At 48.9% G+C, this 25,246-nt stretch carries 27 protein-coding genes; 17 read left to right on the plus strand and 10 right to left on the minus strand.

Going from position 1 to position 25,246, the window contains the following annotated elements:
- A partial coding sequence (locus tag D9T21_RS10795; protein ID WP_123324960.1) for an IS1595-like element ISAma5 family transposase occupies positions 1–662 on the plus strand: 662 nt, incomplete at its 5' end.
- A 158-nt stretch (positions 663–820) separates the two neighbouring features.
- Here D9T21_RS10795 and D9T21_RS10800 read toward each other — a convergent pair.
- A complete protein-coding gene (locus tag D9T21_RS10800; protein WP_123324961.1) occupies positions 821–2,602 on the minus strand; it encodes a choice-of-anchor I family protein in 1,782 nt (593 codons plus the stop codon).
- Between the two features lie 200 nt (positions 2,603–2,802).
- Here D9T21_RS10800 and D9T21_RS10805 point away from each other — a divergent pair, with 200 nt between their 5' ends.
- A complete protein-coding gene (locus D9T21_RS10805; RefSeq protein ID WP_123324962.1) occupies positions 2,803–3,603 on the plus strand; it encodes a M48 family metallopeptidase in 801 nt (266 codons plus the stop codon).
- A gap of 52 nt (positions 3,604–3,655) precedes the next feature.
- On the opposite strand, the gene D9T21_RS10810 is transcribed toward D9T21_RS10805, so the two are convergent.
- Positions 3,656–4,504: a mechanosensitive ion channel family protein gene (locus D9T21_RS10810; protein WP_105936393.1), complete on the minus strand. Its 849-nt coding sequence runs from the start codon at positions 4,502–4,504 to the stop codon at positions 3,656–3,658.
- A gap of 391 nt (positions 4,505–4,895) precedes the next feature.
- On the opposite strand from D9T21_RS10810, the gene D9T21_RS22720 reads away from it, so the two are divergent.
- The 6 genes from D9T21_RS22720 to D9T21_RS10835 all read left to right on the plus strand — a co-directional run bounded on the left by D9T21_RS22720 (position 4,896) and on the right by D9T21_RS10835 (position 8,503).
- A complete protein-coding gene (locus D9T21_RS22720) occupies positions 4,896–5,048 on the plus strand; it encodes a hypothetical protein (RefSeq protein WP_164464649.1) in 153 nt (50 codons plus the stop codon).
- A 108-nt stretch (positions 5,049–5,156) separates the two neighbouring features.
- Positions 5,157–5,885 (plus strand): 16S rRNA (uracil(1498)-N(3))-methyltransferase, encoded by a 729-nt coding sequence (locus D9T21_RS10815; RefSeq protein ID WP_123324963.1) that lies wholly within the window; start codon positions 5,157–5,159, stop codon positions 5,883–5,885.
- A gap of 114 nt (positions 5,886–5,999) precedes the next feature.
- Positions 6,000–6,947, plus strand: coding sequence for a glutathione synthase (gene gshB / locus D9T21_RS10820; RefSeq protein ID WP_123324964.1), 948 nt, complete (start codon positions 6,000–6,002; stop codon positions 6,945–6,947).
- 42 nt (positions 6,948–6,989) lie between these two features.
- Complete coding sequence (locus D9T21_RS10825) at positions 6,990–7,556, plus strand: YqgE/AlgH family protein (protein ID WP_170308554.1); 567 nt, start codon at positions 6,990–6,992, stop codon at positions 7,554–7,556.
- Complete coding sequence (ruvX, locus tag D9T21_RS10830; protein WP_123324965.1) at positions 7,549–7,980, plus strand: Holliday junction resolvase RuvX; 432 nt, start codon at positions 7,549–7,551, stop codon at positions 7,978–7,980. The genes D9T21_RS10825 and ruvX overlap by 8 nt, the downstream gene beginning before the upstream one ends.
- A gap of 124 nt (positions 7,981–8,104) precedes the next feature.
- The gene (locus D9T21_RS10835; protein WP_123324966.1) at positions 8,105–8,503 is read left to right on the plus strand and encodes a phosphate-starvation-inducible PsiE family protein; all 399 of its coding nucleotides are present in this window, start codon (positions 8,105–8,107) and stop codon (positions 8,501–8,503) included.
- Here D9T21_RS10835 and D9T21_RS10840 read toward each other — a convergent pair.
- From D9T21_RS10840 to D9T21_RS10855, 4 genes are all read right to left on the minus strand, one after another.
- On the minus strand, positions 8,500–9,288 hold the full coding sequence (locus D9T21_RS10840; RefSeq protein ID WP_123324967.1) for a lipase family protein: 789 nt from the start codon (positions 9,286–9,288) through the stop codon (positions 8,500–8,502). The genes D9T21_RS10835 and D9T21_RS10840 overlap by 4 nt on opposite strands.
- Before the next feature lie 87 nt (positions 9,289–9,375).
- Positions 9,376–9,681, minus strand: coding sequence for a putative signal transducing protein (locus D9T21_RS10845; RefSeq protein WP_123324968.1), 306 nt, complete (start codon positions 9,679–9,681; stop codon positions 9,376–9,378).
- 3 nt (positions 9,682–9,684) lie between these two features.
- A complete protein-coding gene (locus tag D9T21_RS10850) occupies positions 9,685–10,800 on the minus strand; it encodes a PilT/PilU family type 4a pilus ATPase (RefSeq protein ID WP_123324969.1) in 1,116 nt (371 codons plus the stop codon).
- Positions 10,801–10,811: 11 nt separating this feature from the next.
- Complete coding sequence (locus D9T21_RS10855) at positions 10,812–11,852, minus strand: type IV pilus twitching motility protein PilT (RefSeq protein WP_123324970.1); 1,041 nt, start codon at positions 11,850–11,852, stop codon at positions 10,812–10,814.
- A 38-nt stretch (positions 11,853–11,890) separates the two neighbouring features.
- On the opposite strand from D9T21_RS10855, the gene D9T21_RS10860 reads away from it, so the two are divergent.
- The 6 genes from D9T21_RS10860 to D9T21_RS10885 all read left to right on the plus strand — a co-directional run bounded on the left by D9T21_RS10860 (position 11,891) and on the right by D9T21_RS10885 (position 17,971).
- On the plus strand, positions 11,891–12,586 hold the full coding sequence (locus D9T21_RS10860) for a YggS family pyridoxal phosphate-dependent enzyme (RefSeq protein ID WP_123324971.1): 696 nt from the start codon (positions 11,891–11,893) through the stop codon (positions 12,584–12,586).
- Between the two features lie 9 nt (positions 12,587–12,595).
- A complete protein-coding gene (gene proC / locus D9T21_RS10865; protein WP_123324972.1) occupies positions 12,596–13,417 on the plus strand; it encodes a pyrroline-5-carboxylate reductase in 822 nt (273 codons plus the stop codon).
- A 13-nt stretch (positions 13,418–13,430) separates the two neighbouring features.
- On the plus strand, positions 13,431–13,970 hold the full coding sequence (locus D9T21_RS10870; protein ID WP_123324973.1) for a YggT family protein: 540 nt from the start codon (positions 13,431–13,433) through the stop codon (positions 13,968–13,970).
- Between the two features lie 13 nt (positions 13,971–13,983).
- A complete protein-coding gene (locus D9T21_RS10875; protein WP_123324974.1) occupies positions 13,984–14,421 on the plus strand; it encodes a DUF4426 domain-containing protein in 438 nt (145 codons plus the stop codon).
- 89 nt (positions 14,422–14,510) lie between these two features.
- Positions 14,511–15,575 carry an FUSC family protein gene (locus D9T21_RS10880; protein ID WP_164464650.1) on the plus strand — a complete coding sequence of 355 codons (1,065 nt, stop codon included), beginning with the start codon at positions 14,511–14,513 and terminating at the stop codon, positions 15,573–15,575.
- An 89-nt stretch (positions 15,576–15,664) separates the two neighbouring features.
- Positions 15,665–17,971, plus strand: a complete 2,307-nt coding sequence (locus D9T21_RS10885; protein ID WP_123324976.1) for a S9 family peptidase — start codon at positions 15,665–15,667, stop codon at positions 17,969–17,971.
- A gap of 76 nt (positions 17,972–18,047) precedes the next feature.
- Here the strand turns inward: D9T21_RS10885 and yaaA are convergent, their stop codons facing one another.
- Positions 18,048–18,821, minus strand: a complete 774-nt coding sequence (gene yaaA / locus D9T21_RS10890; RefSeq protein ID WP_123324977.1) for a peroxide stress protein YaaA — start codon at positions 18,819–18,821, stop codon at positions 18,048–18,050.
- A gap of 320 nt (positions 18,822–19,141) precedes the next feature.
- Between yaaA and tal the strand changes: the two genes are divergently transcribed.
- The 3 genes from tal to D9T21_RS10905 all read left to right on the plus strand — a co-directional run bounded on the left by tal (position 19,142) and on the right by D9T21_RS10905 (position 22,223).
- Positions 19,142–20,104 (plus strand): transaldolase, encoded by a 963-nt coding sequence (gene tal, locus D9T21_RS10895; RefSeq protein WP_105936409.1) that lies wholly within the window; start codon positions 19,142–19,144, stop codon positions 20,102–20,104.
- 66 nt (positions 20,105–20,170) lie between these two features.
- Positions 20,171–21,820, plus strand: coding sequence for a glucose-6-phosphate isomerase (gene pgi / locus D9T21_RS10900; protein WP_123324978.1), 1,650 nt, complete (start codon positions 20,171–20,173; stop codon positions 21,818–21,820).
- 226 nt (positions 21,821–22,046) lie between these two features.
- Positions 22,047–22,223, plus strand: a complete 177-nt coding sequence (locus D9T21_RS10905) for a DUF3545 family protein (RefSeq protein ID WP_083271860.1) — start codon at positions 22,047–22,049, stop codon at positions 22,221–22,223.
- A 93-nt stretch (positions 22,224–22,316) separates the two neighbouring features.
- Here D9T21_RS10905 and ung read toward each other — a convergent pair whose 3' ends face one another.
- Genes ung through thrB form a run of 3 tightly spaced genes read right to left on the minus strand, consistent with a single transcriptional unit; the run spans position 22,317 to position 25,233 of the window.
- A complete protein-coding gene (gene ung, locus D9T21_RS10910) occupies positions 22,317–22,976 on the minus strand; it encodes a uracil-DNA glycosylase (RefSeq protein ID WP_123324979.1) in 660 nt (219 codons plus the stop codon).
- The gene (thrC, locus tag D9T21_RS10915; RefSeq protein ID WP_123324980.1) at positions 22,976–24,265 is read right to left on the minus strand and encodes a threonine synthase; all 1,290 of its coding nucleotides are present in this window, start codon (positions 24,263–24,265) and stop codon (positions 22,976–22,978) included. The genes ung and thrC overlap by 1 nt, the downstream gene beginning before the upstream one ends.
- An 11-nt stretch (positions 24,266–24,276) precedes the next feature.
- Positions 24,277–25,233 carry a homoserine kinase gene (gene thrB, locus D9T21_RS10920; RefSeq protein ID WP_123324981.1) on the minus strand — a complete coding sequence of 319 codons (957 nt, stop codon included), beginning with the start codon at positions 25,231–25,233 and terminating at the stop codon, positions 24,277–24,279.
- Positions 25,234–25,246 lie beyond the last annotated feature (13 nt).

A 25,246-nucleotide genomic window follows, 5' to 3' on the forward strand; every position in this document is an offset into this window, starting at 1 on the left:
AATATATTCGCTGTATGCTGGACAGTAAGCCATTGCGTAAATGTGCCGAAGAATGTGGTCTCCACCTTGAAACATCGTTCAGGTGGCGGCATCGATTCCTAGCGCTACCATCAGCACTGAAAGCGAGCAAACTAGAAGGTATTATCGAGGCTGACGAAACACTTTTTCCCTACTCAGAGAAAGGCTCAAAACGTATGACTCGTCAGCCCCGCAAAAGAGGGATGAAAGCGAAAAAACGAGGGCGTTCAAAAGATGACTGGGTGCCCGTTTTAACGGTCAGAGACAGAGCCAAGAATACGTATGAGGCCGTTGTGCCAAGTGTTACATCGGCAACTCTGCATCAGGAGCTAGCAGGAAAATTAGAGAAAGACAGTGTGTTATGTAGTGATGGATATAAGCCCTACATAGCTCTTTCTGAGAAAAATGATTTAATACACAAGCGCTTAGACGTGGCGGGAGGTGTTAAGGTGATAGATAAAGTCTTTCATATTCAGAATGTTAACGCCTATCACAGCCGTCTGAAAGCGTGGATGAAACGGTTTCACGGAGTAGCCACAAAATACTTGGAACACTACCTGGGTTGGTTCAGGTTTATGGATAATCCAGAAAACCTTAACGAAAACAGGCTCTTTTCGATTCAACAACAGTTAATCCGAACATAGCCAAACGTATAGTAAATCAGCGATTTTTCAAATTAACAGACAGAGAGGCTGAACGGCTATGGAGTAACACAGCATTGTTGGTTTGCAGTTGGCACCCCCTGCGCAAATTTACAGGAGGTGCAATCTTTAGCTATCCAGTATTACCGGATCTTCAGGGATTATTTTTGGGTAATTGAATATACCGCCACCGTACCGCTCACTTCGTTGCCCACAATCAGAGCGGGGGCACCGGTTGGGCTTTCATCTGCAGCAACAAACAGTAAGCTTTCGGGTGCCAAATCACCAATCGCATCACCTACAACCAATCCTTCGGTCACATCACGGTTATTGATGTATTCAACGAAGGACGCGTCGTAAGGGTTGGTGATGTCATAAACAAAAATGCCGCCCATTCTCTCCAGACCGATAAATGCGTAGGTACGCTCACCTACCTGACCGACGGTCAGTGCTTCAGGCTCAGGCCCCTTGTTTTCAGAACGTGAATCACCTTCGTTTTCATCGTCACCATTGTTAAAGGCACTTCCGTATAATGATGCCGTGATGCGTTCAAAGTCATCACCGGAATCAAATACGACTAAACCATTTTGGTCCCAGATAGTGAATGACCGGGCGCCATAACTATAAGCGGCATCGTACAGTCCATTGCCATCAGCATCGCCTAAGGCGTTGGTCACCCGCAGATCGTCGGCTTCACCATTCATCTGCAGCATTTCAAGCGCCGAGCCGGGCTCAGCATCAAGAGCCTTAATTTTCACTTCTTCGGTATACGCCAGACATTCTCTGTCGTCCCAATCCTGGCCGCCAGCAGCAGTACAATCCGTCTCACTCATGTCTTCAGAAATAAAGTATTCCCGCGCATCACCCTCGTTGGCAGTTAACAGAAAATCCGCGCCTTTCCAGCTAAACATAGCAATCGTGTCGGGCATATACACACCGTACAATCCTTCGTACTGACCGAAACTTACTTCACCGTCTTCCTGCACGTCGATATTCAGCCCGGCCCAGTTTTTGAACCCCAGACCCACTATGTCCATTGTCATCGTGTTCAGGTCAATTACCGCCACACCATTGTTTTCCTGCAATGTCACGTATGCCATCTCATTGCTGGCCGTGATGTATTCAGGCTCTAAATCCTGGGCAACCGAAGTTGTGATGGTCACACCATTGATTGTACGTCCGGCCGGGTTAGGGAAATGCATCCCCATAGCCATTAACTCAGCCTTTTGTCCGTTGAAGTCTGTAAAATCGAGCAGTGTAGCCTCATCAGCAGGAACGCCGTCGGTGACGTCGATAACGGCTACAGAACCTTCCGGGTCAACAGTATAATCGCCACCTGGTTCACCTTCATTGGCCACCAGCACTTTGCTACCATCCGGCGTAAACGTCACCATATCGGGTAGATTACCTACTTCTACCGCCTTTAATAGCGTTGGCGCAGACGCGGATACGCCGGTGTAGAACAGCACAAAACCGTTATCAGCCTTGGCGTCAGCAGGTACGGCTACAGCCAGTAAATCACCGGATAACGCAATACTGGTTAATCCGTCCAGAGCAACCCCGTCTACCTCGGTGGGCAAGGTAACTTCTGAACCTACGGTCAGATTTAAATCGGTAATCGGACTGTCCAGCGGCGCGTCAGACAAGTCACTGATATCTACCAGCGCAACCGTATTAGAATCACTGTTAGTGACGTAAACCATGCCACTTGCCACATCGTACTGAACAATTTCAGCAGCGCCTTCGGCTTCCAGTGATGCGCGGCCAATAACGGCCAGCTCAATGCCACGGGTTGCATCCTGACCATCTGCACCCACCGGACCGGCTTCCCCCTGAGGACCTTGCGAACCATCAGCACCGTCGTCGCCATCCAGGCTACAGCCGGTTAACAGACCCACTACAGCTAGCGCAAGTAAACTCGTTTTGAACATTGACGCTTTCATTGCATTTCCTTTTTTATAGTTAATTGAAGTATGCTTAGCAAAGACACTCACTGATCGAAACTTAACTATTTCAGCGTGTTAATCCTGCTTAAACGTCCAAGCGTAGAAAAGCCGAGTGACAGTTTCATGTCCCTTGAGTGACAGAAATGTGAAATCCCGAGTCGTAGCACGGCTGGCAGATTGAAAAAGGAATCAAATTGATGAAGTTATCCGCTTATGTACTGGCAATGGCAATGACTGCCAGCACCCTTGTTGGGTGTGCAACCTCACCTACCGGTCGCAATCAGATACTGTTGTTTGGCAGCGATCAGCTTAATGCCATTGGCGTTCAGGCCTTTGATGGCATGAAAAGCGAAATCCCGGTGTCCAAACAGCCTGCACAGAATCAGTACGTTCAGTGTGTGGCCGACACCTTATTACCCTACGTACCCTCGGGCGTGTATTCAGGCGACTGGGAAGTCGTGGTGTTCAATGACGATCAGGTTAACGCCTTCGCACTGCCCGGCGGTAAAATTGGCGTTTACACCGGCTTGCTAAAAGTGGCCACTAATCAGCATCAGTTGGCTGCTGTCATCGGTCATGAAATCGGCCACGTTATTGCGCAGCATGGTAACGAGCGGATGTCGCAGACGACCCTAATTCAAACCGGTTCGCAGGTTGCCAATCAGGTACTGGCAGCAAATCAGGTGCCTTATAACGCCGAAATTATGGGCGCACTGGGGCTCGGTTTGCAGTTGGGTGTACAGCTGCCGTTTAGCCGTACTCACGAATCAGAAGCCGATCTGATTGGTTTGCAGCTCATGGCTAAGGCCGGGTTTGATCCCCGTCAGTCCGTTGACTTGTGGCGTAATATGGAAGCGGCCAGCGGTGGGGAACGGCCAATGGAGTTGCTGTCAACTCACCCGGCCCCCGATAGCCGGATTAAAAACCTGCAGGCGAATATGGATGCGGCAATGGCCGACTATCAGGCCAGCCCCACCAAAGCCAGCTGCAGCCAGTAAGTTGCGGGCGAAAAAAAACGGCTCTGAGAGCCGTTTTTTGCCTTTAAATGATTTATTCAGCGCTTTCTTTCTTCTCGGTGTTATCCGCTTCTTTGAAGAAATGCACATCCATTTGAGGGAATGGTATTGAAATACCTTCCTCGTCGAATCGTAATTTTACATTTTCAGTAAACGCCCACAATACTGCAAAATAATCTTCCTTTTTGACCCATGGGCGAACGGTAAAGTTTACACTGGAATCGCCTAGTGAAGACACGGCTACTACTGGCGCAGGCTCTTCTAAAATCCGCTCATCTTCCTTAACCATCTGCTCCAGAACATTTTTTGCCTTTAACAGATCATCGCCATACCCAATACCAAAAGTCATATCAACGCGGCGGTTTGTCATGGCTGAATAATTAATGATGTTGTCACCATAAATTTTACCATTTGGTACGATGATCTCTTTGTTGTCAGGGGTGTTCATAGAGCTGGTAAAAATGCCTATTTTCTTTACCGTACCTGCTACACCTGCAGCTTCAACATAATCACCGGCACGAAACGGTTTGAAAACAAGCAACATTACACCCGCAGCAAAGTTCTTCAGCGAGTCCTGTAACGATAAGCCAATTGCCAGACCAGCGGCACCTAGAATGGCAACTAACGACGTGGTATCGACACCTAATTCATCTAACGACGCTACAATCACAAACAGCATGAGAACTGCGTTAAGAATCGACTTCAAAAAATCGACCAGCATATCGTCGTACTTCGATTTCGACATCAACTTGCCGAACATTGAAATAATAATTCCAACAACCATCCTACCGATGACGAAAATAATAAGCGCCATCGCAATATTAATACCCCACGGAATCGCATAGGTATTAACGTACATTTCAATGTCTTCTTGAGTGAACATACTAAAATTCCTTTATTGTTTAGCTAACAGTAAGTTACCAGTGTTCGTGTGAACTGCGCAACAGAATTGGTTTTTTTGGGCTATAATTTCATTAAGCTGTCACACCCGCGACGTACTATTTTTTACAGATTTTACTGCTTAATTTGCTAATCAGTTGATTGCATTTGAGTTTTTAAAAAAGGCCGTCTGAGCCCTTTTTTTTACTGGATCTGAGGACCATAAACGACTATATTTTTTAGCGCAATTTTTCCAAAAGTTGGGAAATCGAATGCGCCTGAAAAGGTATTTAGGGTCATTCAGAAGTATTTGTAAGCATGCTTATGCATCATGTCTGGTCTGGCATAGTGTTGCAACTGCTTATAATCAGTAGAAATTTTTTAAGGAATAGAAAATGTTACTACTTAGTTGTCTATTTTTGGTTGTGTTATTTATTCTTGGTTATGCGCTCAAAGGCGACAAGGGAAAACACACCGTTCATGCCCGTCGCAATAAATCCATGGCGGTCAATCAGGCACAATCCATAAATACTTTTGCCTCGAAATAACAGTCAGCATCGCTGCAATAGCCTGGACTGTTGCAGCGATGTTTTGTTGTATTCCTCTCGCAATGAAAGCTAAACTGTCCGCCGTTTCACTTTGGTAAGATAGTCTTTATGCGTATCCCTCGTTTATTTCATCCCGACACCATCACTGTAGACAGTGAGCTAACGTTAACTGCCGACGCAGCGCATCATGTAGCAAACGTTCTGCGACTGAAGAGTGGTCATCCGGTAGTGTTATTTAACGGTGACGGTAATGAATATCCGGCAACCATTATTCTCGCTCAGCGACGCCAGGTTGTCATCGAGGTAGATTCCCGGCTGGCCATTGACACGCAGTCGCCTTTACCCCTGCACTTAGGCCAGGGAATATCAAAGGGTGACCGGATGGACTTAGTTCTGCAAAAGGCCACGGAGCTGGGTGCAACAACCATTACACCGTTAATTACAGAGCGCTGCCCGGTGAAACTGGACGAATCGCGCTGGCAGAAAAAAATACTGCAGTGGCAAAAAATCATTCAGGGCGCGTGTGAGCAATGTGGCCGCAATACCCTGCCGGAATTAAAACCGGTCACCCTGCTTAAAGACTGGTTGGCCGATTCCACCTCTCAAACCCGCCTGGTGTTATCGCCCGGCAGTCAACAGCGTCTGACTCAGCTAACTACAAACCATGCAGGTTTCCGTTTATTGATTGGGCCTGAAGGCGGACTATCCGATACCGAAGTACATCAATCGCAGGAAGCCGGTTTTACTGCCTGCTCACTTGGTCCCAGAATCTTACGCACAGAAACTGCTGCAATCACCGGTCTGTCTGTATTGCAGGCCACCTTTGGCGATTTGTAATCGTTAGTCCTGCGCCTGTAAGCTGCTAAATAATACGACCAGTAACCGCATAATGACTTGAATTAAGCGGTGATAACCTCCACTTTTGTCTTATATGACTAGAGAGAGTGCGCTATGACCTATACCGTTGGCGTGGTAATGGACCCCATTGCCAAAATAAAACCAGAAAAAGACACCAGTTTCGCGATGATGTTAGAGGCCCAGCATCGCGGTGCAACATTAATCTACCTCGAACTCAAAGATTTATATATCGACAATGGCGTGCCTAAAGCCATTGGTTACCCCGTGACTGTGAGAGATCAGGCGCAGGATTTCTATACCCTTGGCGAAGAGCAACAGTATCTGCTGGGTGACCTCGACGTTATTCTGATGCGCAAGGATCCGCCCTTCGACAGTGAGTTTTTGTATGCTACGCACATTCTCGACCTGGCCGAGCGTGCTGGTGCTCTGGTAGTTAATAAACCACAGAGCCTGCGGGATTTTAACGAGAAGCTGTTTACCGCCTATTTTCCCGAGCTTATTCCGGATACGCTGGTTACCCGCAACGCTGCTCTGGTACGCCAGTTCCATGCCAAACATAAGGATGTTATTTGCAAACCGCTTGATGGCATGGGCGGCGCTTCTATTTTCCGTATTAAGGAAGATGGCACTAACCTTGGTGTGATTATTGAAACCCTGACCAATAACGGCCAGAGCCAAATGATGGTGCAGGCCTACCTGCCGGCCATTAAAGAGGGTGATAAGCGGGTACTGATAGTCAATGGTAAGGTGATGCCTTATTGTCTGGCCCGTTTACCATCAGCAGGAGAAACCCGTGGTAACCTGGCAGCCGGCGGCACAGGACGACCGCAACCCATCAGTGACAGCGACCGGGCACTGGCAGAAACCATCGCACCGGTGTTAGTTGAGCGCGGGTTAATGTTTGTCGGGCTCGATGTGATTGGCGATCGCATTACTGAAATCAACGTTACCAGCCCTACCTGCGTTAGAGAAATCGAGCGCGCGTACGATATAAATATAACGGGCGAGTTATTTGACGCCATTGAAGCTAAACTTAACTAAGCCGTCGCCATTTTTGTATGTCGGCCTAACGAGGTACTGAACATGACTGAACTGAAAAATCTGGCAAATCATTTTCTGATTGCCATGCCGTCAATGGAAGACCCGTTTTTTTCCCGCAGCCTGACCTATATTTGTGAACACAACGAAGAAGGCGCTATGGGCCTGGTGGTGAATCAACCTACCAATATGACCCTTAAAGAGCTATTGGAACAGGCCGACAAAGACGCAGAAGTGGACGATGAGAAGGGTCAACAAATCGTGCTGGCCGGCGGACCGGTGAGCCAGGAGCGCGGTTTTATTTTGCACAGCCCTCAGCCTGGCTGGAGCTCAAGCCTCAACCTGACCTCAGAAATTATGGTGACCACCTCCAAGGACATATTAGGCGCACTGGGCAATCACCGCGGTCCCGATCAGGCTATCATTACTTTGGGTTATGCAGGCTGGAGTGCGGGTCAGCTGGAGCGGGAAATTCAGGAAAACTCATGGCTGACTATCGAAGCCGATCCGAAAATTTTGTTTGATACGCCTATCCACCAGCGCTGGCAACTGGCGGTTAGCAGCCTTGGTATTGATGTCTGGCAGATCGCGCCTGAGGTGGGTCATGCCTGAGGCCGGGCAACGCACTGTTCTGGCGTTTGATTTTGGCACCAAGAGCATTGGTGTGGCCATCGGTCAGGAAGTCACCGGCACCGCCGCGCCCCTAGAAGCGCTTAAAGCCCGGGATGGTATACCTGACTGGGATAAGATTCAAAAGATCTATGATGAATGGCAGCCGCATATCGTAGTAGTGGGTTTACCACTGAATATGGACGGTACTTCTCAGACCATGACCGAGCGGGCACAGAAGTTTGCTAATCGCTTACATGGCCGCTTTAAGACACCGGTTACCACCTATGATGAGCGTTTAAGCACTGCCGATGCCAGAGCAACGCTTTTTGAATTAGGCGGTTATAAAAAACTAACCAAAGGTAAAGTCGACAGTGTGTCGGCCTGTTTGATTTTTACCAGTTGGTTTGAAAGCCTCTGGGATTAAATTATCCGCTGCAAAAAACAATTCACGTGATCAATTAGCACTATAAAAATCATACTAAATAGTTATAGCCTTCCCCCGGCACTTCCCTCACACTGATGAAAATTCCAACGGTAAGGGAATGGTTATGTCGATGTCTAAATTTATTGAGCAAATCGAGAAGCTGCTACTGATCCTCATCATGCTGGCAACACTGGTGGCGGTAGGAGCAGAGATTATGCACATGGTTGAATATCGAACCGTGGAGCTGTCAGACCTGCTGCTGCTATTTATTTACGCCGAAGTAATGGGCATGCTGGCGGCTTACTACAACAGCAACCGTATTCCGGTAACCCTGCCGCTGATTATAGCCATGACTGCTCTCAGTCGAATGATAATCCTGCAAAGTAAAGAGCTGGATAAAATTGTACTGATTTACGAATCGGGTAGTATTTTGCTGCTGAGCATCGCTGCCCTGATCATGAGTATAAAAGACAAGTACAGTCTGGATAAACTGAAAAACCGGGTTATCCGCCAACCCGACTAGTGTTCATCAAACAAGCTTTTATTGCGGATATACTTGCGCATGTAATGGTAAGTAATCGGCCGTAACAGCCAGCTATGCAACGACTTTAAAAAGCGTTCGTGGGTAGGAGTATTCTCGTAAATCTGATCATCGTGAAGCCAGAGCATCTTGCCCACATGCCAGAAGTAATAGGGAAACGGCGGCATAAAGGTCACCATATCCAGATCGCAACAGATACGATAGGTTTTATGGTGCAACAAATAGTGTTTATTCCAGGCCCGGGTGGCTACAGCCGGCTGCCCAAAGGTGACTACCCGTTTCACTGCTTTCTTATTCTGCCGCTCAAAGTAATCGGCCATCAACACCGCTACCGCGCCGCCGGAAGAATGCCCGGTGAACGTAAAGCGTTTGCCCTGCAGACGTAATGGTTCCAGTACCTTTACCAGCAACTCGCGCAAGGGTAACGCTTCGTTAATGGTTTTAGTGCTGGAAAACATGGGCTGATTGAGCAGCCGCTTGAATCCCCAGTGCACATAAAAATGACGATCGACCTGCTTAATCTTGGCGGGTACAAATACCATGTTAGCCAGCCAGTCTCTGAGTCCCAGCGACCCTCTGAATACTACGATGACTTCTTTTTTATTGTCCGTCCACAGAATGCGAACACTCATGCGACCATATTTATCCACCAGTTGGCGTTCATGAAAGGGCTCTAACACCTTCTGGTAATTCTCTTCGGCATCAGGATAAGCAAGCTGACAAAGAATGGCGTATCGCTCGTATTGATAACGCTTGAGTTTTTTCATGGATTAGTCGACAGACGGCAATCGTTGCTTTGATGGCACTAATATACGGGAAAGCGCCGCAATAAGTACACTCTGTTTGTGTTTAAGCTAACACTTGGGGGACTGGCAATTCCAGCACAGATTAAATTCGGCGTCCTGAGGCTCGTGGCAGGTATTGCATACCCAGGCGTCGGCGCTGTTATCCTCCTTTAGAGAGGTTAATACCCGTTCAGCAAACACCAGGTCGTCGGCGTTAATTAACCACAGTTCCGGTTCCAGATCCTGTGCAGGCAGTTCACCCATGGCGCCACTGATAAACTGATTGCGCACCACACAAGGGATCCCTTGTGTGGTTAGTGCATCGTAGTATTGCTGAATGACAAACGGCGTCACTCCTGATTTAAATCGGATCAAGGCTTAATCCATATCAATAGACACGCCGGATAACGAACCCAGACCGTCACTCTGCGGATTATTCGAGTCCAGCTTAACCATCAGGCGCAAGTCATTCGGAGAGTCAGCATGATGTAAGGCCTGCTCAAGATTGATTCGGCCCGTTTTATACAAGTCAAACAGGGCCATATCGAAGGTTTGCATGCCCTGTTCCTTGCCTTTTTCCATGGCCTCTTTAATGCTGCCAATTTCATTGCGCTGAATAAGATCCCGAATCAGAGGCGAATTAAGCAGGATTTCAATAGCGGCTACGCGCCCCTTGCCATCCACAGTGGGCACCAGTTGCTGGGCCACAATAGCGCGGATATTCAGGCTCAGATCAAAGCGCAGTTTGTCGTGCTGATCCTTGGGTGCTAAGTGCATGATCCGTTCAATGGCCTGGTTAGCGTTATTGGCGTGCAGTGTGGCCACACACAAGTGACCGGTGTCAGCAAACGACATGGCATATTCCATGGTTTCCATGGACCGGATCTCACCAATCAGGATGACATCCGGCGCCTGACGCAGTGAGCTTTTCAGAGCATCATCGAAAGATTGTGTATCTATGCCTACTTCACGCTGGGTGACCACGCAATTTTTGTGTTCATGCACAAACTCAATAGGATCCTCAATGGTCAGAATATGGCCATGGGAATTAGTATTACGATGGCCTATTAACGCCGCCAGTGAGGTAGATTTACCGGTACCGGTGCCCCCCACAAACAGCACCAGCCCCCGTTTAGACATAATAATGTCTTTCAGGACCGGCGGCAGTCCGAGATCCTCAGCATTGGGAATTTGTGTCACAATCCGCCGAATAACCATACCCGCCTGATCACGTTGCCAGAACGCGCTGCAACGAAAACGACCAATGCCCTCCCGCGCAATAGCGAAGTTACATTCCTTGGTGGTATGAAACTCATCGCGCTGTTTATCACTCATGGCCTCATGGACTAAATCCAGCGCGGCCTGATCGGTCAGCGATGTTTCCATCAACGGCGTTAGCTTGCCGTTAATCTTGGCACTTACCGCAAAACCGGATGTCACGAATAAATCGGAGGCATCGCGGTCAACCATACTCTGCAATAGTTGATCAAGCATAGCCTAACTCCTTAAAAGCCCGGACGTTGTTTATCTACCATCTTGGCCATGGCATCCTGCTGGGTAATCACGCCGGTAGCCACCAGACGTTGTAAGCACTGATCCATGGTCTGCATGCCATGCGACTGGCCGGTTTGGATTACCGAGTACATTTGCGGCACTTTATCTTCACGGATCAGGTTTCGAATAGCCGGTATGCCTACCATGATTTCATGGGCTGCAACCCGGCCACCGCCAATTTTTTTGAGCAGGGTTTGCGAGATAACCGCTCGCAGTGATTCCGATAGCATGGAACGCACCATGGCCTTTTCTTCAGCCGGGAATACATCGATGATACGGTCGATGGTTTTGGGGGCCGAGTTGGTGTGCAGGGTACCAAACACCAGGTGGCCTGTTTCCGCCGCCGAAATGGCCAGACGAATGGTTTCCAAATCCCGTAATTCACCCACCAGAATCACGTCAGGATCTTCACGCAGGGCAGAACGCAGGGCGTTTGAGAAGCTATGCGTATCGCGGTGCACTTCCCGCTGGTTAAGTACACTTAATTTGTTTTCATGCACAAATTCGATAGGGTCTTCAATGGTCAGGATGTGCTCGCGCTTATGCGAGTTAATGTGATCAATCATGGCAGCCAGGGTGGTACTCTTACCTGAGCCGGTGGCGCCGGTCACCAGTACAATTCCAGTGGGCTGGTTGATAATTTCCTTAAAGATGGCGGGCGCGCCTAAATCGTCCAGTGTCAGTACCTTACTTGGGATAGTACGTAAAACGGCGGCTGCACCGCGGTTTTGTACAAAAGCATTAACCCGGAAGCGAGAGAGATCTTTTACCTCAAAAGAAAAATCGGTTTCGAGATTTTCTTCGTATTCCTTACGTTGTTTGTCGTTCATTATTTCATAAACCAGCGCATGTACCTGTTTATGATCGAGCGGGTCAACGTTTAACCGACGCATTTCGCCATCCACCCGGATAATCGGAGGAAGGCCTGCGGACAAGTGAAGGTCTGATGCGTTATTCTTAACACTAAATGCTAAAAGTTCGGTAATATCCACAGCCTGACTTCTCCATAACCTGTAGGTGAGATGTATTAATGCAAACAATAGCAGATCGACTGATAAACGCACGTCAAGAAATCGATAACGCCATAGCGTCTGCTAACCGTAAACCTCATTCTGTCCGATTACTGGCGGTTAGCAAGACCAAACCCGTATCAGATATCGAGCTAGCGTATGAAGCGGGACAACGATTGTTTGGTGAGAACTACATTCAGGAAGGGGTCGATAAAATTCAGACCCTTAAGCACCTGACAGACATTGAATGGCACATGATTGGCCCCATACAATCAAATAAGACTAAAATTGTAGCTGAACATTTTGACTGGGTGCAGAGTATCGATCGTCTGAAAATTGCCAGACGTCTTAACGACCAACGCCCCGAGGATATGCCACCATTAAACGTGTGTATTCAGCTCAATATAGAGCAGGAAACCACCAAGTCCGGCATTATTCCGGATGAGTTACCGGCACTGGTGCAGGAAATACTTAACCTGCCTCGCTTATCTTTACGGGGATTAATGGCAATTCCGGCAGCCGATGTAACACCACAAGCGCAGCATCAGACGCTCGCGGCCTTACAATCGTTGTATAATGATTTGGCAGCGCAGATCGACGCCGTGGACACCCTTTCAGTAGGGATGAGCGGTGATATGTGCGAAGCTATCGCCCATGGTTCAACCATGGTACGAATTGGCACCGCTATATTTGGTGCCCGACAACAGCAAAATTAAAGGAGACTCATGCAACATCGTAAACTTGCATTTATTGGCGCGGGCAACATGACCCGCAGTATCGTTGCCGGACTGGTCGCGTCTGGTTATCCCAAAGAGGCTATAATTGCCAGTAACCGCTCGCGGCCAAAGCTTGATGCCCTGGAGGAAGAACTGGGCATTAAAGTTACCCAGTCCAACGACGAAGCCTGCCAGTTTGCTGATGCCATTGTGTTATCCGTAAAACCGCAAATGATGGCGGATGTGTGCGCAGCGATGCAGCAAAATACCGACTTTGCCGGCAAGCTCTTTGTTTCCATCGCGGCGGGTCTGCCGGTCGCCCGGTTACAGGAAATGCTCGGTGGTGATTATCCGGTAGTACGGGTTATGCCCAACACGCCAAGCTTACTGGGCAAAGGGATGTCGGGCCTGTATGCCGACGAAACAGTAGAACAATCAGACCGCGATTATGTTGCCGATGTCATGGGCGCGGTAGGCAAAACCCTGTGGGTAGAAAAAGAAGACGATATTAATGGCGTTATTGCGGCTGCCGGCAGCAGCCCGGCCTATTTCTTCCTATTTTTACAGGCTATGCAGGAAGAGTGTATGGCGCAGGGATTTTCTCAGGCCGACGCTCGCGTATTAGTGCAACAGGCAATGCTGGGCGCAGCCGAAATGGTCTGCGAAAACCCACAACTGGAGCTCAGCGAGCTGCGTGCCCAGGTTACATCGAAAGGAGGCACTACTGCTGCTGCATGTAATTCGTTAATCGACAGCGATTTGCAGGGCATTGTTGCCAAGGCAATGCAGGCCGCCGTAGCGCGAGCTGAAGAAATGGCTACTTTATTTTAGATAGGAACAGGCAATGAGCGCTTCGGTTTTTCTAATTACCACTATATTCAACCTTTATTTAATGGTGGTGTTATTGCGGCTTTGGTTACAGATGGCCAGGGCTGATTTTTACAATCCGTTTAGTCAGTTTGTGGTAAAAGCTACTCACCCCATCGTCGGGCCGATGCGACGGATTATTCCGTCTATCGGCACCTTTGATGTCGCCACCCTGGTACTGGCGATTCTGGTCGCGATGGCGAAGTACCTGGTGCTCAACCTGCTGTTTGGTGGCAATATTAATCCCGTGGGTCTGGTGATCATTTCATTACTGGATGTGGTCAAAGAGTTTCTTACCCTGGTGTTCTGGGTGCTTATCTTACGTGCCATACTGAGCTGGGTTTCTCAGGGACGTAATCCCATCGAATACGTCATGCAACAACTCACCGAGCCATTTCTGGCCCCTATCCGGCGCATTATTCCGCCGATTGGCGGGCTCGACTTATCGGTACTGATTGCCATTATTGCCCTGCAGGCGTTACAGCTGGTACTGCGCGATTACTTACCTTATTACTAAGCAGAGGTGAACTATGGGTCGACTCCGCGTTTTTTATAAACTGTTACTTGCGCTCCTGTTACTGCCGTTGGCATTTACCGCCAGCGCCGAACAAAAAGAGCAGCTGGGTGACTGGGATGTGCATTACATTGTAGTCAACTCGACGTTTTTTAGTCCTGAAATCGCCCGTCAGTACGGCGTAGTCCGCAGTAAGTACAACGCGCTGGTAAATATATCTGTGCTTAACAGCGACACTCAGCAAGCACAAACAGTGAGTATGCAGGGCACGGCAACCAACCTGCTTGGCACCGAAAAAAAACTTAACTTTAAAAAAGTTCAGGAAGGTGAAGCGATTTACTACCTGGCCGTGTTTAGTTTTCGCCATGAAGAAACGTACCGCTTTAATATCGAGATCCGCCGGGGTAACACGGTAGAAAAACTTAAATTTCAGCAGAAGATGTACGTGGACTAATCCTTAGCATGTACCCCGGCGCGGTAATTCCGTTGCCGGGGTAGCGAAATGCAGACTCAATGTCATCAACCCGTAACGGAGAAACGAGGGTGACACGCCCAATACGGCATAAACTATCAGCCACAGCAAAACAGGCACAAAGCGGTTTCTTATATAGCCTGAAATCACTTTTTACCATTAATCCCATTCCCCGCCCGTTATCGCTAATCGCCCTCTGCTCTTTTTGCATAGCCTTGCCACTGTTACTTGGCGTGCTCAGTGGCAACCTGGAAGCCGGCCTTACAGCTTGTATTGGTGCGCTACTGGGATTGTACAGTCCTTCTTTTACCCCCGGCTATCGGGCCCGTGCGCTACTGAAAATGATAATCCCATTTAGCGCTTCGTTTACCCTCGGGCTTATAACTGCTCGCTATCTACCCGCCTCCGCTTTTTTCCTTGGGCTGGTTGCGCTGATAGCGATCTACTTTGCCTTGTATAAAAAGATGCGCCCGCCGGCCGGGTTCTTTTTTATTATGGTGTGCTGTCTGAGCAAAACCCATCATGTACCAACAGACCATATTCCTGCCATTGCCAGCGCTTTTTTTGCCGGTAGCCTGATGGTAACGATTGCCGTTTGGCTTCACGACCGCATAATGGTGAAAGACAAACCGAAACAAGTCACCGGCCCGGCACAACCACTCTGGCAACCTGCCGCCTTCGTAAAAGCGCTGGTCGCCGGAATAACCGTCGGCGGCAGTTATTATCTGGCCAGCCTGGGTGGTATTGATAATCCGTACTGGGTGCCCATTACAGTGGCAGCAATCTTGCAGGGCCAGCGCATGACCGAGTTCTGGCAACGCTCTTTGCACCGGGCCACGGGCACGGCGCTGGGCATGTTAATTGCTGCTGGTATTTTTGCCCTGTCTCCTTCGCCACTGGTACTGATCCTGCTGTTGTTTGTGCTGGCGTTTACTATCGAAATGCTGATCACCAAAAATTATGCACTGGCGTGTATTTTCATTACGCCGTTAACCGTTATCCTTGCCCACACCGCGCCGATTGGTTACAGCGCTCAAACGCTTATCATTGCCCGTATGATGGATGTATTAATTGGCGTTTCTTTTGCCCTGCTGGCCGGGGTAATACTCAAACTTCTGCCGGTAGAAAACCGTTGAGCGGTAGCTTTCAGACTACCAAACTGCTTGTTTTAAGTACCCTATCCATTACACTTTTGCTGGAAGAATAATCCTCTACATCAATAATAATGACGGAACTCACATTGAAAAAGTTAACGCAATCCCTGATCACAGGCGTTGGTTTGCTTGCTCTGTTTGGCTGTGCCCCGAGTGGGCAACAAAGCGCTGAGCCGGCTCCGACCTTATCTCTCGAACGCATTTATACTGATAAAGAATTTAACAGTGAACGTGCGCCCTATTTTCGCTGGCTGGATGATGGCAGCGGCTATACAGTGCTCGAAGCGCGCAGTAAAGATACTCAGCAAACTGATGATGACAGCCACGGCGTAACCGGCAATGACATCGTTTTTTATCAGCCTGATGGCAGCGGCCGCAAGGTGCTGATAACAGTAGAACAGCTCACGCCTGAAGGCGCAGATGACGCCCTGAGTATTGAAAACTACCAATGGTCCGAAGACGGCAAATGGGCTCTGATTTTTACTAACGGGCAAAAGGTCTGGCGGCACCGCACACGAGGTGACTACTGGGTGTTGAACCTGGAATCTGACTCACTCTACCAACTCGGTGGCGAGACACCCAAAGAAACGAGCCTGATGTTCGCCAAGTTCAGCCCTGACAGCCAGAAAGTGGCCTATGTACAGGACAACAATATCTATGTGGAAACCCTGGGTAGCAAAAACGTCACCGCGCTTACTACCGATGGCAGCGATACCATTATCAATGGTAATTTCGACTGGGTATATGAAGAAGAGTTTTCGATTACCGATGGTTTTCGCTGGAGTCCGAACAGTAAAGCAATCGCTTACTGGCAGCTCGATCAATCCGGTGTTGAATACTTCACCATGATCAACAATACCGACTCGCTTTACCCCGCCCTCACGCGTTTTCCTTACCCCAAGGCTGGAGAGCAAAATTCTGCAGTGAAGGTTGGTGTGGTATCACTTGCCGACCAACAAACTCACTGGGCACCGCTCACCGGCGATAATCGCGACCGCTATGTGCCGCGCATTAGTTGGGCAGGCACCAGCGAGGAAGTGCTTATTCAAGATGTCAACCGACCGCAAAATACCAATGTGCTGCGGTTATTTAACTGGCAGGATAATACCCTGGAAACCATTTATACCGATAAGGACGATGCGTTTCTGGAATGGTATTACGCGGCCGAGTGGCAGGAAGATGGCAGCCATTTCGTCTTTCACAGTGAGCGCGACGGCTGGCGCCACCTGTACCGAATTTCCCGGGATGGTAAATCAATAATCGATTTAACGCCGGGTGAGTACGATATTGTGGACTTAATTACCATTAACGAAGCCACTAACAGTATTTACTTTACCGCTTCGCCGGATGCGCCTGAACAGCGCTTCCTGTTTAAGGGCTCACTGGACGGAAGCACCCCGGTACAGCAGGTTACCCCCATGACATTTACCGGAAATAACCGTTACTACATGTCGAAGGATGCCAGCTATGCCATGCACACGCATAGCCGGTTTAATCAACCGGCCAGTAGCCAGATCATCAAAACAACAGGCCATGAACCTGTTACCCAGCTTACCACCAACGATGAGTTGAAAGCTCAGCTGGCCAAAGAGTCGCTGCCGCAACACGAGTTTTTCCGGGTTGAAGCCAGAGACGGTGTTGTGCTTGATGGCTGGATCATGTTCCCGCCTAATATGGACCCAACTAAACAATACCCCATCATATTTTATGTTTACGGTGAACCCTGGGGCTCTACCGTTCAGGACAGCTGGGGTGGCAGCAGCTATCTGTGGAACAGCATGATGACACAGAAAGGCTTTATTATGGTGTCGGTGGATAACCGCGGTACCCGCGCACCAAAGGGCCGGGACTGGCGTAAATCGATTTACAAGAAGATTGGCAGTCTTACCGTACGCGATCAGGCCGATGCCCTTGATGCCATGGCAGAGCGCTGGCCGCAAATTGATACCAGCCGGGTGGGTGTATGGGGTCACTCGGGTGGCGGCAGTTCAACACTTAACCTGCTGTTCAGACACGGCGATAAATTTCACGTAGGGGTAGCTCAGGCACCGGTGGCTGATATTCGTTATTACGATACCATCTATCAGGAACGCTACGCCGGCAACCCTAACACCGATCCGGACAGCTACACGCAGACATCGCCCATCACCTTTGCCAAAGACTTACAGGGCGAACTGTTACTGGTGCATGGTACCGGCGATGATAACGTTCATTATCAGGGCACAGAGGCATTAATAAATGAGCTGGTGAAACACAATAAGCAGTTTGAGTTTATGTCCTACCCTAATCGCAGTCATCGCATCAGTGAGGGTGAAGGCACAACACTGCACCTGCAGACCATGAAAACCAATTTCTTCCTTGAGCACCTTAAGCCTTAAGCGGTGCCCATGAAGTAAATATAAAAAAACGCAGCAAGGCATCACGCCTGCTGCGTTTTTTAGTTTAGCAATTGGACTATTGCTCTTCGCGTAAAAATACCAGTTCTGACGCTGAGCTTTGCTCTTCACTGAAATAATACCCGGCCGTGTCAAAGGCTTTCAGTCCGTCCACGTCCTTAACCTGATTTTGAATAATGTAGCGGGCCATCAGTCCACGGGCCTTTTTGGCGAAGAAACTGATAATCTTGTACTGACCATTTTTCTTGTCTTTAAACACGGGCGTGATGATCATGCCATCAAGCGCTGCTTTCTTAACTGACTTGAAGTATTCGTTCGACGCCAGGTTAATCAGCACATTATCACCCTGAGCTTCGAGCGCCTCATTAAGCACTTTGGTAATTCTGTTGTCCCAGTATTCATACAGGTTTTTACCGCGGGAGTTCTCCAGCTTAGTGCCCATTTCCAACCGATAGGCCTGCATCAGGTCCAACGGTCGCAGAACACCATAGAGGCCCGAGAGGATCCGCAAATGCTGCTGGGCGTAAGCGATATCTTCATCACCTAAACTCTGGGCATCAAGGCCAGTGTACACATCACCGTTAAATGCAAACAGTGCCTGACGCGCGTTGTCGTCGGTAAACGGCACGCTGAACTCAGCAAAACGGTTAGCATTCAGGGTCGCCAGTTTGTCACTGATCTTCATCAGTGAACCAAGTTGAGCAGGGCTTAATTCCTTACACTCTTCGGCGAGCGTCGAGGCATCATCCAACAGCTCAGGCTGGGTATAATCGCTAACCGGAACAGAGGACTCGTAATCTAAATTTTTGGCTGGGGATACAACAACTAACATGCTTTCTCCTATTTCTTTACCGGAGAGTATACCACTGTTAATTACGTCAATCAGGCACTAAAAATCGATTAGCAGGTTCAATAAAATGGGTCAGAACAAACCGCAAAACGGGTTTTACCCACACCGGTGCTTATGAAAACTGTACAGCGCTTTATTTTAAAGCGATAGCGCACCGTCAGCGGTTAACCTCAACCGAAGATTGTTATACACTGAGTAAAACACGTCATAAAAATTCAAGACGGCACCCTACAGCAAATTTAACCGGCCCGTACCATCTGTACTGATGGCACGGCCACCACTTATTCAGGATATAACAGACTATGAGTAACCAGCTTGAATCGCTCCGTAAATTAACCACTGTAGTTGCCGATACCGGCGACATTGATGCCATTAAAAAGTATCAGCCAGTGGATGCGACCACCAACCCGTCACTACTGCTTAAAGCCGCCAGCCTGCCACAATATGCTGCGCTTATTGATGACGCAGTCAGCTGGGCCGCCAGTCAGTCTGATGATGCCGGGCAACAACTTACCGACGCATCAGACAAGCTTGCGGTAGCTATTGGTAAAGAAATTTCTGGCAGCATTCCTGGCCGTATTTCTACCGAAGTGGATGCCCGTTTATCGTTTGATACCGAAGCCACCATCGCCAAGGCGAAGCGCCTGGTCCAGCTGTATGCGGATGCCGGTATCGACAAGTCGAAAATCCTTATTAAGATTGCCTCTACCTGGGAAGGTATCAAAGCAGCAGAAGTACTGGAAAAAGAAGGCATCAACTGTAACCTGACACTGCTATTCAGCTTTGCCCAGGCTCGTGCGTGCGCAGAAGCCGGTGCGTTCCTGATCTCCCCGTTTGTTGGGCGTATCCTGGACTGGTACAAAAAAGCAACCGGTAAAGACAGCTACGCAGCTAACGAAGACCCGGGTGTAGTTTCTGTTACCAGCATCTACAACTACTACAAAGCCAATGGCTATAAAACTATCGTGATGGGCGCCAGCTTCCGTAACATCGGCGAAATCCTAGAGCTGGCCGGTTGTGACCGTCTGACCATCAGCCCGCAGTTACTTGAAGAACTGGCCAATGCGCCGGGCGAAGTGGCCGCTAAATTAACTGATAACGGCGCCACTGAGCAGCCGGGCGCAGCGCTTACCGAAGCTGAGTTCCGTTGGGATATGAATGAAGATGCCATGGCTACAGAGAAACTGGCAGAAGGTATTCGCAACTTCGCAGCCGACCAGGAAAAACTGGAAACAATGTTAAAAGACAAGCTCGATAATTTGTAATACAATATTAACATTAAATTGAAATTATCAACCATCTTTACTGATTAGTTTTTGTAGGAAATAAGTATGACAACGCTCACGGAATCAGCCCAGTGGCAAACGCTTGAATCACTGGCCCAACTGGTTAAAAAAGAACATATGCGTAACTGGTTTGCCAGTGACGAAAACCGCGCTGCCGAAATGAATGCAGAGGCCTGCGGTATTTATATCGACTTTTCCAAAAACCGGGTGACCAAAGATGTTTTAAAAGCCCTGTTTGACCTGGCTGATGAGCGTGGTGTCGCCCAACATCGCGACGCGATGTTCAACGGCGATATCATTAACAATACCGAAGGCCGTGCAGTATTACATACCGCGTTACGTAACTTTTCAGGCCGGCCAGTCATGGTCGACGGCGAAGATGTGATGCCGGAAGTGCTCGCCACGCTGGAGAAAATTGAGGCATTCACGCACAGTATTCACAGCGGTGAGCACAGAGGTTATACCGGCAAAGCGATTAAACACATTGTGGCGATTGGTATCGGCGGCTCCTTCTTAGGGCCGAAGATCATGACCGAAGCCCTCAAACCTTATCAGCAGGATGCAGTAAAAGTGCATTTTGTGGCCAACGTTGATGGCTGCCACATTACTGACGTTCTCGCCGGGATGGACCATGAAGATACACTTATCGTGATGTCTTCCAAGTCTTTCTCAACGCAGGAAACTCTGCAAAATACGCTAACCGCCAAAGACTGGTTCCTTAAACAGGGCGGTAAACAGGAAGATATCGCCAAGCACTTTGTTGCCGTATCTTCCAATGTTAAAGCCGCTACCGAGTTCGGAATAGCTGAAGAAAACATCTTCCCTATGTGGGACTGGGTAGGCGGTCGTTATTCGTTGTGGTCTGCCATCGGTCTGCCAATTTCCTTATGCCTCGGCTTTGCCAATTTTAAAGGCCTGCTGGAAGGTGCTTTTGCTATGGATGAGCACTTTAAATCGGCTCCTAATGAGCAGAACCTGCCGGTTATCCTGGCAGTGCTGGGCATTTGGTATCGCAACTTCTTTGGGGCGCAGTCTCACGTTATGTTGCCTTACTACCATTATCTGCGTGGTTTACCTGCGTATGTACAGCAGCTCGACATGGAAAGTAACGGCAAGATGGTGACACAGGATGGCGATGCTATCGGTTACGAAACCGGGCCGATCATCTGGGGTAGCGAGGGAACTAACGGTCAGCACAGTTTCCACCAGCTCATTCACCAGGGGCACGGCGTTATTCCGGCGGACTTTCTGCTGCCATTAAACGTACCTAATCAGGACGACACCCATCACGCGATGCTGGCCTCTAACTGCTTTGGTCAGGCACAGGCTCTGATGCAGGGTAAATCCTTTGATGACTGCTATGCTGATTTAGCCGACAAAGGGCTGGACGAAGCAGAGCGTAAACGTCTGGCTCAGCATAAAACCATGCCGGGCAACAAACCCAGCAACACCATTTTATTTGAAAAGCTGGATCCGTTTACACTTGGCGCGCTGGTTGCAATGTATGAACATAAGGTGTTCGTACAAGGTGTTATCTGGCAGCTTAATTCCTTTGACCAATGGGGCGTAGAATTAGGTAAAGTCCTTGGAAATCAAGTGTTAGCGGGGATTCAGGGGAATACAAAAGCAGAGACTTTTGACAGCTCAACCCAGGATCTGATTAACCGCTTTAAGCAAGCCAATGCACCAAAATAAACATTACTGGTTATAATCTGAGCCAATAATGTGCAAAACAGAGGGAACCGCTCACGGGGTCCCTCTGTACATAAGAACACCACGGATTGTCATCACAGCGTCATAATTTGTTAATTAAAAGTAAACAAAACTATTTTAATCTAACGATAGCTGTGGTACAAAAATTGTCAGGGGTCAATAAAGACACACTGACAGTGTAGTTAGCGGTAATAACAAGGAGATCTCCGTGGATACTTCAGATCTATTTGCAATGCTTAACCTAGACGAAACTTCAACCAAAACTAAAAGTAAAAAACGAAAGTGGAGAGAAATCGAAGCAATTAAAGACCGGTATCAACTTGAAAAGGAACTCGCTGATATCGACATGAGTTTTGACCTGGCTTTAGAAGAAAGCGCACGCTAAGAATACACAACGACCACATCATTGATGTGGTCGTTTGCGTTTAGGGTGTCTGGTTTTTAAAACGGGCTACAAAGTGGCTTATTAACTGGCGGTTTATACCTGCCAGTTAATAGGTGACTTGTTCTGGCTACTCAGAAGCTGGTTAGTCTGGCTGAAGTGTTTACAGCCCAAAAATCCCCGGTGTGCAGACAACGGTGAAGGGTGAGGTGCACTCAGTACATGATGTTTGCTGGTATCGATATGCATGCCTTTCTTCTGCGCGTGGCTGCCCCACAGTAAAAAGACCACACCTTGTTGATGGCGGTTAACGGCATCAATCACAGCGTCGGTAAAGGTTTCCCAGCCCCATTTCGCATGGCTGTGGGCTTTACCCTGCTCTACCGTTAATACGGTATTTAACAGCAAGACTCCCTGCTCCGCCCAACTGGTGAGTGTGCCATGTTTTGGTATCACAAACCCATCGATGTCGGCGGCCAGTTCTTTGTAGATATTAACCAGCGACGGCGGCGTTTTAACTCCCGGTAATACCGAAAAACACAAGCCGTGGGCCTGATCCGGGCCATGATAGGGATCCTGACCAAGGATCACCACTTTCACGCTCTCCAGCGGTGTGTACTTAAGCGCGTTAAATACGTCTTGTTGAGGCGGATAAATCACTTTACCCGCCTCGCGCTCAGACTCAACACGCGCCATCAGCCGGGTAAAGTACTCAGCCTCTTTTTGTGGCCCCAGGGCATCCTGCCAAGTGGTCATTACTCGCCTTTGAGTAGCGCAATCATATGCGCTTTTAAAGCTTCGTAATCAGCCGGCAGCTCGGCTTCCAGGCTATCCTGATTAGCACAATCGGCCAGCGGCTTGGGCAGACTCAGCGGCGTACCTAATACGTTTTCAACGGTTTCACGGAATTTGGCCGGATGTGCAGTACCTAAAAATACGCCAACTTCGTCGTCGTTCAGGTCGTGGCTCACCGCACGGTAAGCAATGGCGGCATGCGGCTCAGAGGTATAGCCTTCTTTCAGCAACTGACGCATAGCAAGCTGCGTATACTCTTCGTCTACAGACTCACCGCGCAGGATGGCTTTGTCTATGTAACCGCGCTCTACCAGCGCTTCAATGCGTGGCCAGTTGTTAGGCTGGCTGACATCCATGGCATTAGACATGGTAGCCACCGTAGCATTAGGCGCCCATTCACCGGTTTTCAGGTAACGTGGTACGGTGTCATTCAGGTTAGTTGCCGCAATAAAGCGTTTAATGGGTAAACCCATTACCTTGGCAATCATGCCAGCGGTCAGGTTACCAAAGTTACCACTGGGTACCGAAAAGACCGCTTTGCTGCGCTTGTCTTCAGGCAGTTGTGCTACCGCTTCAAAGTAATAACAGACCTGAGCTAACAGGCGGCTGATATTGATAGAGTTGGCAGAGTTAAGGTGCAGGCCTTCGCGTACGTCAACGTCATCAAAGGCGTGTTTAACCATCGCCTGACAGGCATCAAAGTCACTCTCAATGGCAACGGTATGAATATTATCGCCCAGGGTGGTAAACAGCTTTTGCTGCAGTGGGCTGATCTTGCCTTTGGGAAACAGGATAACCACATTGATGTTATCCAGCCCGTGGAAGGCATGGGCAACCGCAGCACCGGTATCACCGGAGGTTGCAGTCAGAATTGTAATAGGTGCGCCGTCACTGATGCGAGCGAGGCACTGGGCCATAAACCGACCGCCAAAGTCTTTAAAGGCCAGTGTTGGGCCGTGGAACAACTCCAGGCAGTAGGTTTTATCATTCACCTGCTCCACTTTGGCCGGAAAAGTAAACGCGTCTTTTACGATATCGGCAACAGTGTCTTCACCTAACTCATCGCCAATAAAGGCCGACAGGATTTTAGTGGAACGCTCAACAAAAGGCATTGCCAGCAATTCATCAATGTTGTCAAAGCTGGGAATTTCAGTAGGGAAAAATAACCCCTGATTACGTCCCAGGCCCTGCTTTACTGCCTGCGCAAATGACACCTGTTCACTTGCGTCTTTTAAATTTACCAATTGCACTTCGTTATACCTTACTCTTGTTCCTGCTGTGATCCGGCGCCTTTCGCGGGGATACGGCATACATGGCTAAAGCCATCTTCATTTTGAATGTAGTTCTCGGTTAACCAGTTGGCTATATCGTTGGCCTGGCGATAATCATCACACACGGCAAACACGGTTGGACCAGAACCTGAAATTCCAAACGCCAGCGCGCCGTTAGCCATGCTGTAATCCCGTGCTTCATCAAACACCGGCAGCAGTGACTTACGGTAGGGCTCAGCAATTACATCCTGCATCACGCTGGCAGCCATGGCATAGTCGTCGTTGTACAGCGCGTGTACAAAGATACCGAGCTGACGGCCAAAGGTGAGTGTATCTTTAAGCGGCACCGCATTGGGCAGGATATTACGCGCTGCGGAAGTGGATACGCTGATACCCGAGTAGCACACAACCCAGTACCAGCTTTTGACTACCGGCAGCGATACGGTGACGTTATCTTCCTGCCCGGTCATCAACGTCATACCACCCAGATAGCAAGGTGCAACATTATCGTAGTGGATACTGCCACTGATTTGCCCTTCCAGCTCACCCATCATCTTTAACAGGGTATTCTGGTCGAAAGGACGCTCAAAGTGTTCATTCAGACCATGAAACGCTGCCACAATCGAGCTGGCACTGGAGCCCAGTCCGCTGCCGATAGGCAGCGATTTAAGCAAAGTAATGTGTACCGGTGTCGTGGCCAGGTTTCTGGCCTGCATGGCTTTCACAAAAAAGTGATAGCAGTCGGTAACGATATTCTCATCGGCATTGGCCGGCAGTTTATGCGCAAAGACACCGGCAACGGTGAGTCCGTACTCGTCTGCATCACTGATAATGACTTCGTCACCCAGTAAGCTACCATCCAATGGTTGTAAGGCTGCGCCCAGTACATCAAAGCCAAGGCTGATATTGCCTATTGATGCGGGTGCGTAAGCTCTGGTTGTTTTCATTTTTACTAATCTC

Source organism: Marisediminitalea oceani (assembly GCF_003731635.1).
In the GTDB taxonomy this organism is placed as follows: domain Bacteria; phylum Pseudomonadota; class Gammaproteobacteria; order Enterobacterales; family Alteromonadaceae; genus Alteromonas; species Alteromonas oceani.

Coding starts and splice junctions, on each gene's coding strand:
- D9T21_RS10800 (WP_123324961.1), bottom strand. CDS start 2,602: ATGAAAGCGTCAATGTTCAAAACGAGTTTACTTGCGCTAGCTGTAGTG.
- D9T21_RS10805 (WP_123324962.1), top strand. CDS start 2,803: ATGAAGTTATCCGCTTATGTACTGGCAATGGCAATGACTGCCAGCACC.
- D9T21_RS10810 (WP_105936393.1), bottom strand. CDS start 4,504: ATGTTCACTCAAGAAGACATTGAAATGTACGTTAATACCTATGCGATT.
- D9T21_RS22720 (WP_164464649.1), top strand. CDS start 4,896: ATGTTACTACTTAGTTGTCTATTTTTGGTTGTGTTATTTATTCTTGGT.
- D9T21_RS10815 (WP_123324963.1), top strand. CDS start 5,157: ATGCGTATCCCTCGTTTATTTCATCCCGACACCATCACTGTAGACAGT.
- gshB (WP_123324964.1), top strand. CDS start 6,000: ATGACCTATACCGTTGGCGTGGTAATGGACCCCATTGCCAAAATAAAA.
- D9T21_RS10825 (WP_170308554.1), top strand. CDS start 6,990: ATGACTGAACTGAAAAATCTGGCAAATCATTTTCTGATTGCCATGCCG.
- ruvX (WP_123324965.1), top strand. CDS start 7,549: ATGCCTGAGGCCGGGCAACGCACTGTTCTGGCGTTTGATTTTGGCACC.
- D9T21_RS10835 (WP_123324966.1), top strand. CDS start 8,105: ATGTCGATGTCTAAATTTATTGAGCAAATCGAGAAGCTGCTACTGATC.
- D9T21_RS10840 (WP_123324967.1), bottom strand. CDS start 9,288: ATGAAAAAACTCAAGCGTTATCAATACGAGCGATACGCCATTCTTTGT.
- D9T21_RS10850 (WP_123324969.1), bottom strand. CDS start 10,800: ATGCTTGATCAACTATTGCAGAGTATGGTTGACCGCGATGCCTCCGAT.
- D9T21_RS10860 (WP_123324971.1), top strand. CDS start 11,891: ATGCAAACAATAGCAGATCGACTGATAAACGCACGTCAAGAAATCGAT.
- proC (WP_123324972.1), top strand. CDS start 12,596: ATGCAACATCGTAAACTTGCATTTATTGGCGCGGGCAACATGACCCGC.
- D9T21_RS10870 (WP_123324973.1), top strand. CDS start 13,431: ATGAGCGCTTCGGTTTTTCTAATTACCACTATATTCAACCTTTATTTA.
- D9T21_RS10875 (WP_123324974.1), top strand. CDS start 13,984: ATGGGTCGACTCCGCGTTTTTTATAAACTGTTACTTGCGCTCCTGTTA.
- D9T21_RS10885 (WP_123324976.1), top strand. CDS start 15,665: ATGACGGAACTCACATTGAAAAAGTTAACGCAATCCCTGATCACAGGC.
- yaaA (WP_123324977.1), bottom strand. CDS start 18,821: ATGTTAGTTGTTGTATCCCCAGCCAAAAATTTAGATTACGAGTCCTCT.
- tal (WP_105936409.1), top strand. CDS start 19,142: ATGAGTAACCAGCTTGAATCGCTCCGTAAATTAACCACTGTAGTTGCC.
- pgi (WP_123324978.1), top strand. CDS start 20,171: ATGACAACGCTCACGGAATCAGCCCAGTGGCAAACGCTTGAATCACTG.
- ung (WP_123324979.1), bottom strand. CDS start 22,976: ATGACCACTTGGCAGGATGCCCTGGGGCCACAAAAAGAGGCTGAGTAC.
- thrB (WP_123324981.1), bottom strand. CDS start 25,233: ATGAAAACAACCAGAGCTTACGCACCCGCATCAATAGGCAATATCAGC.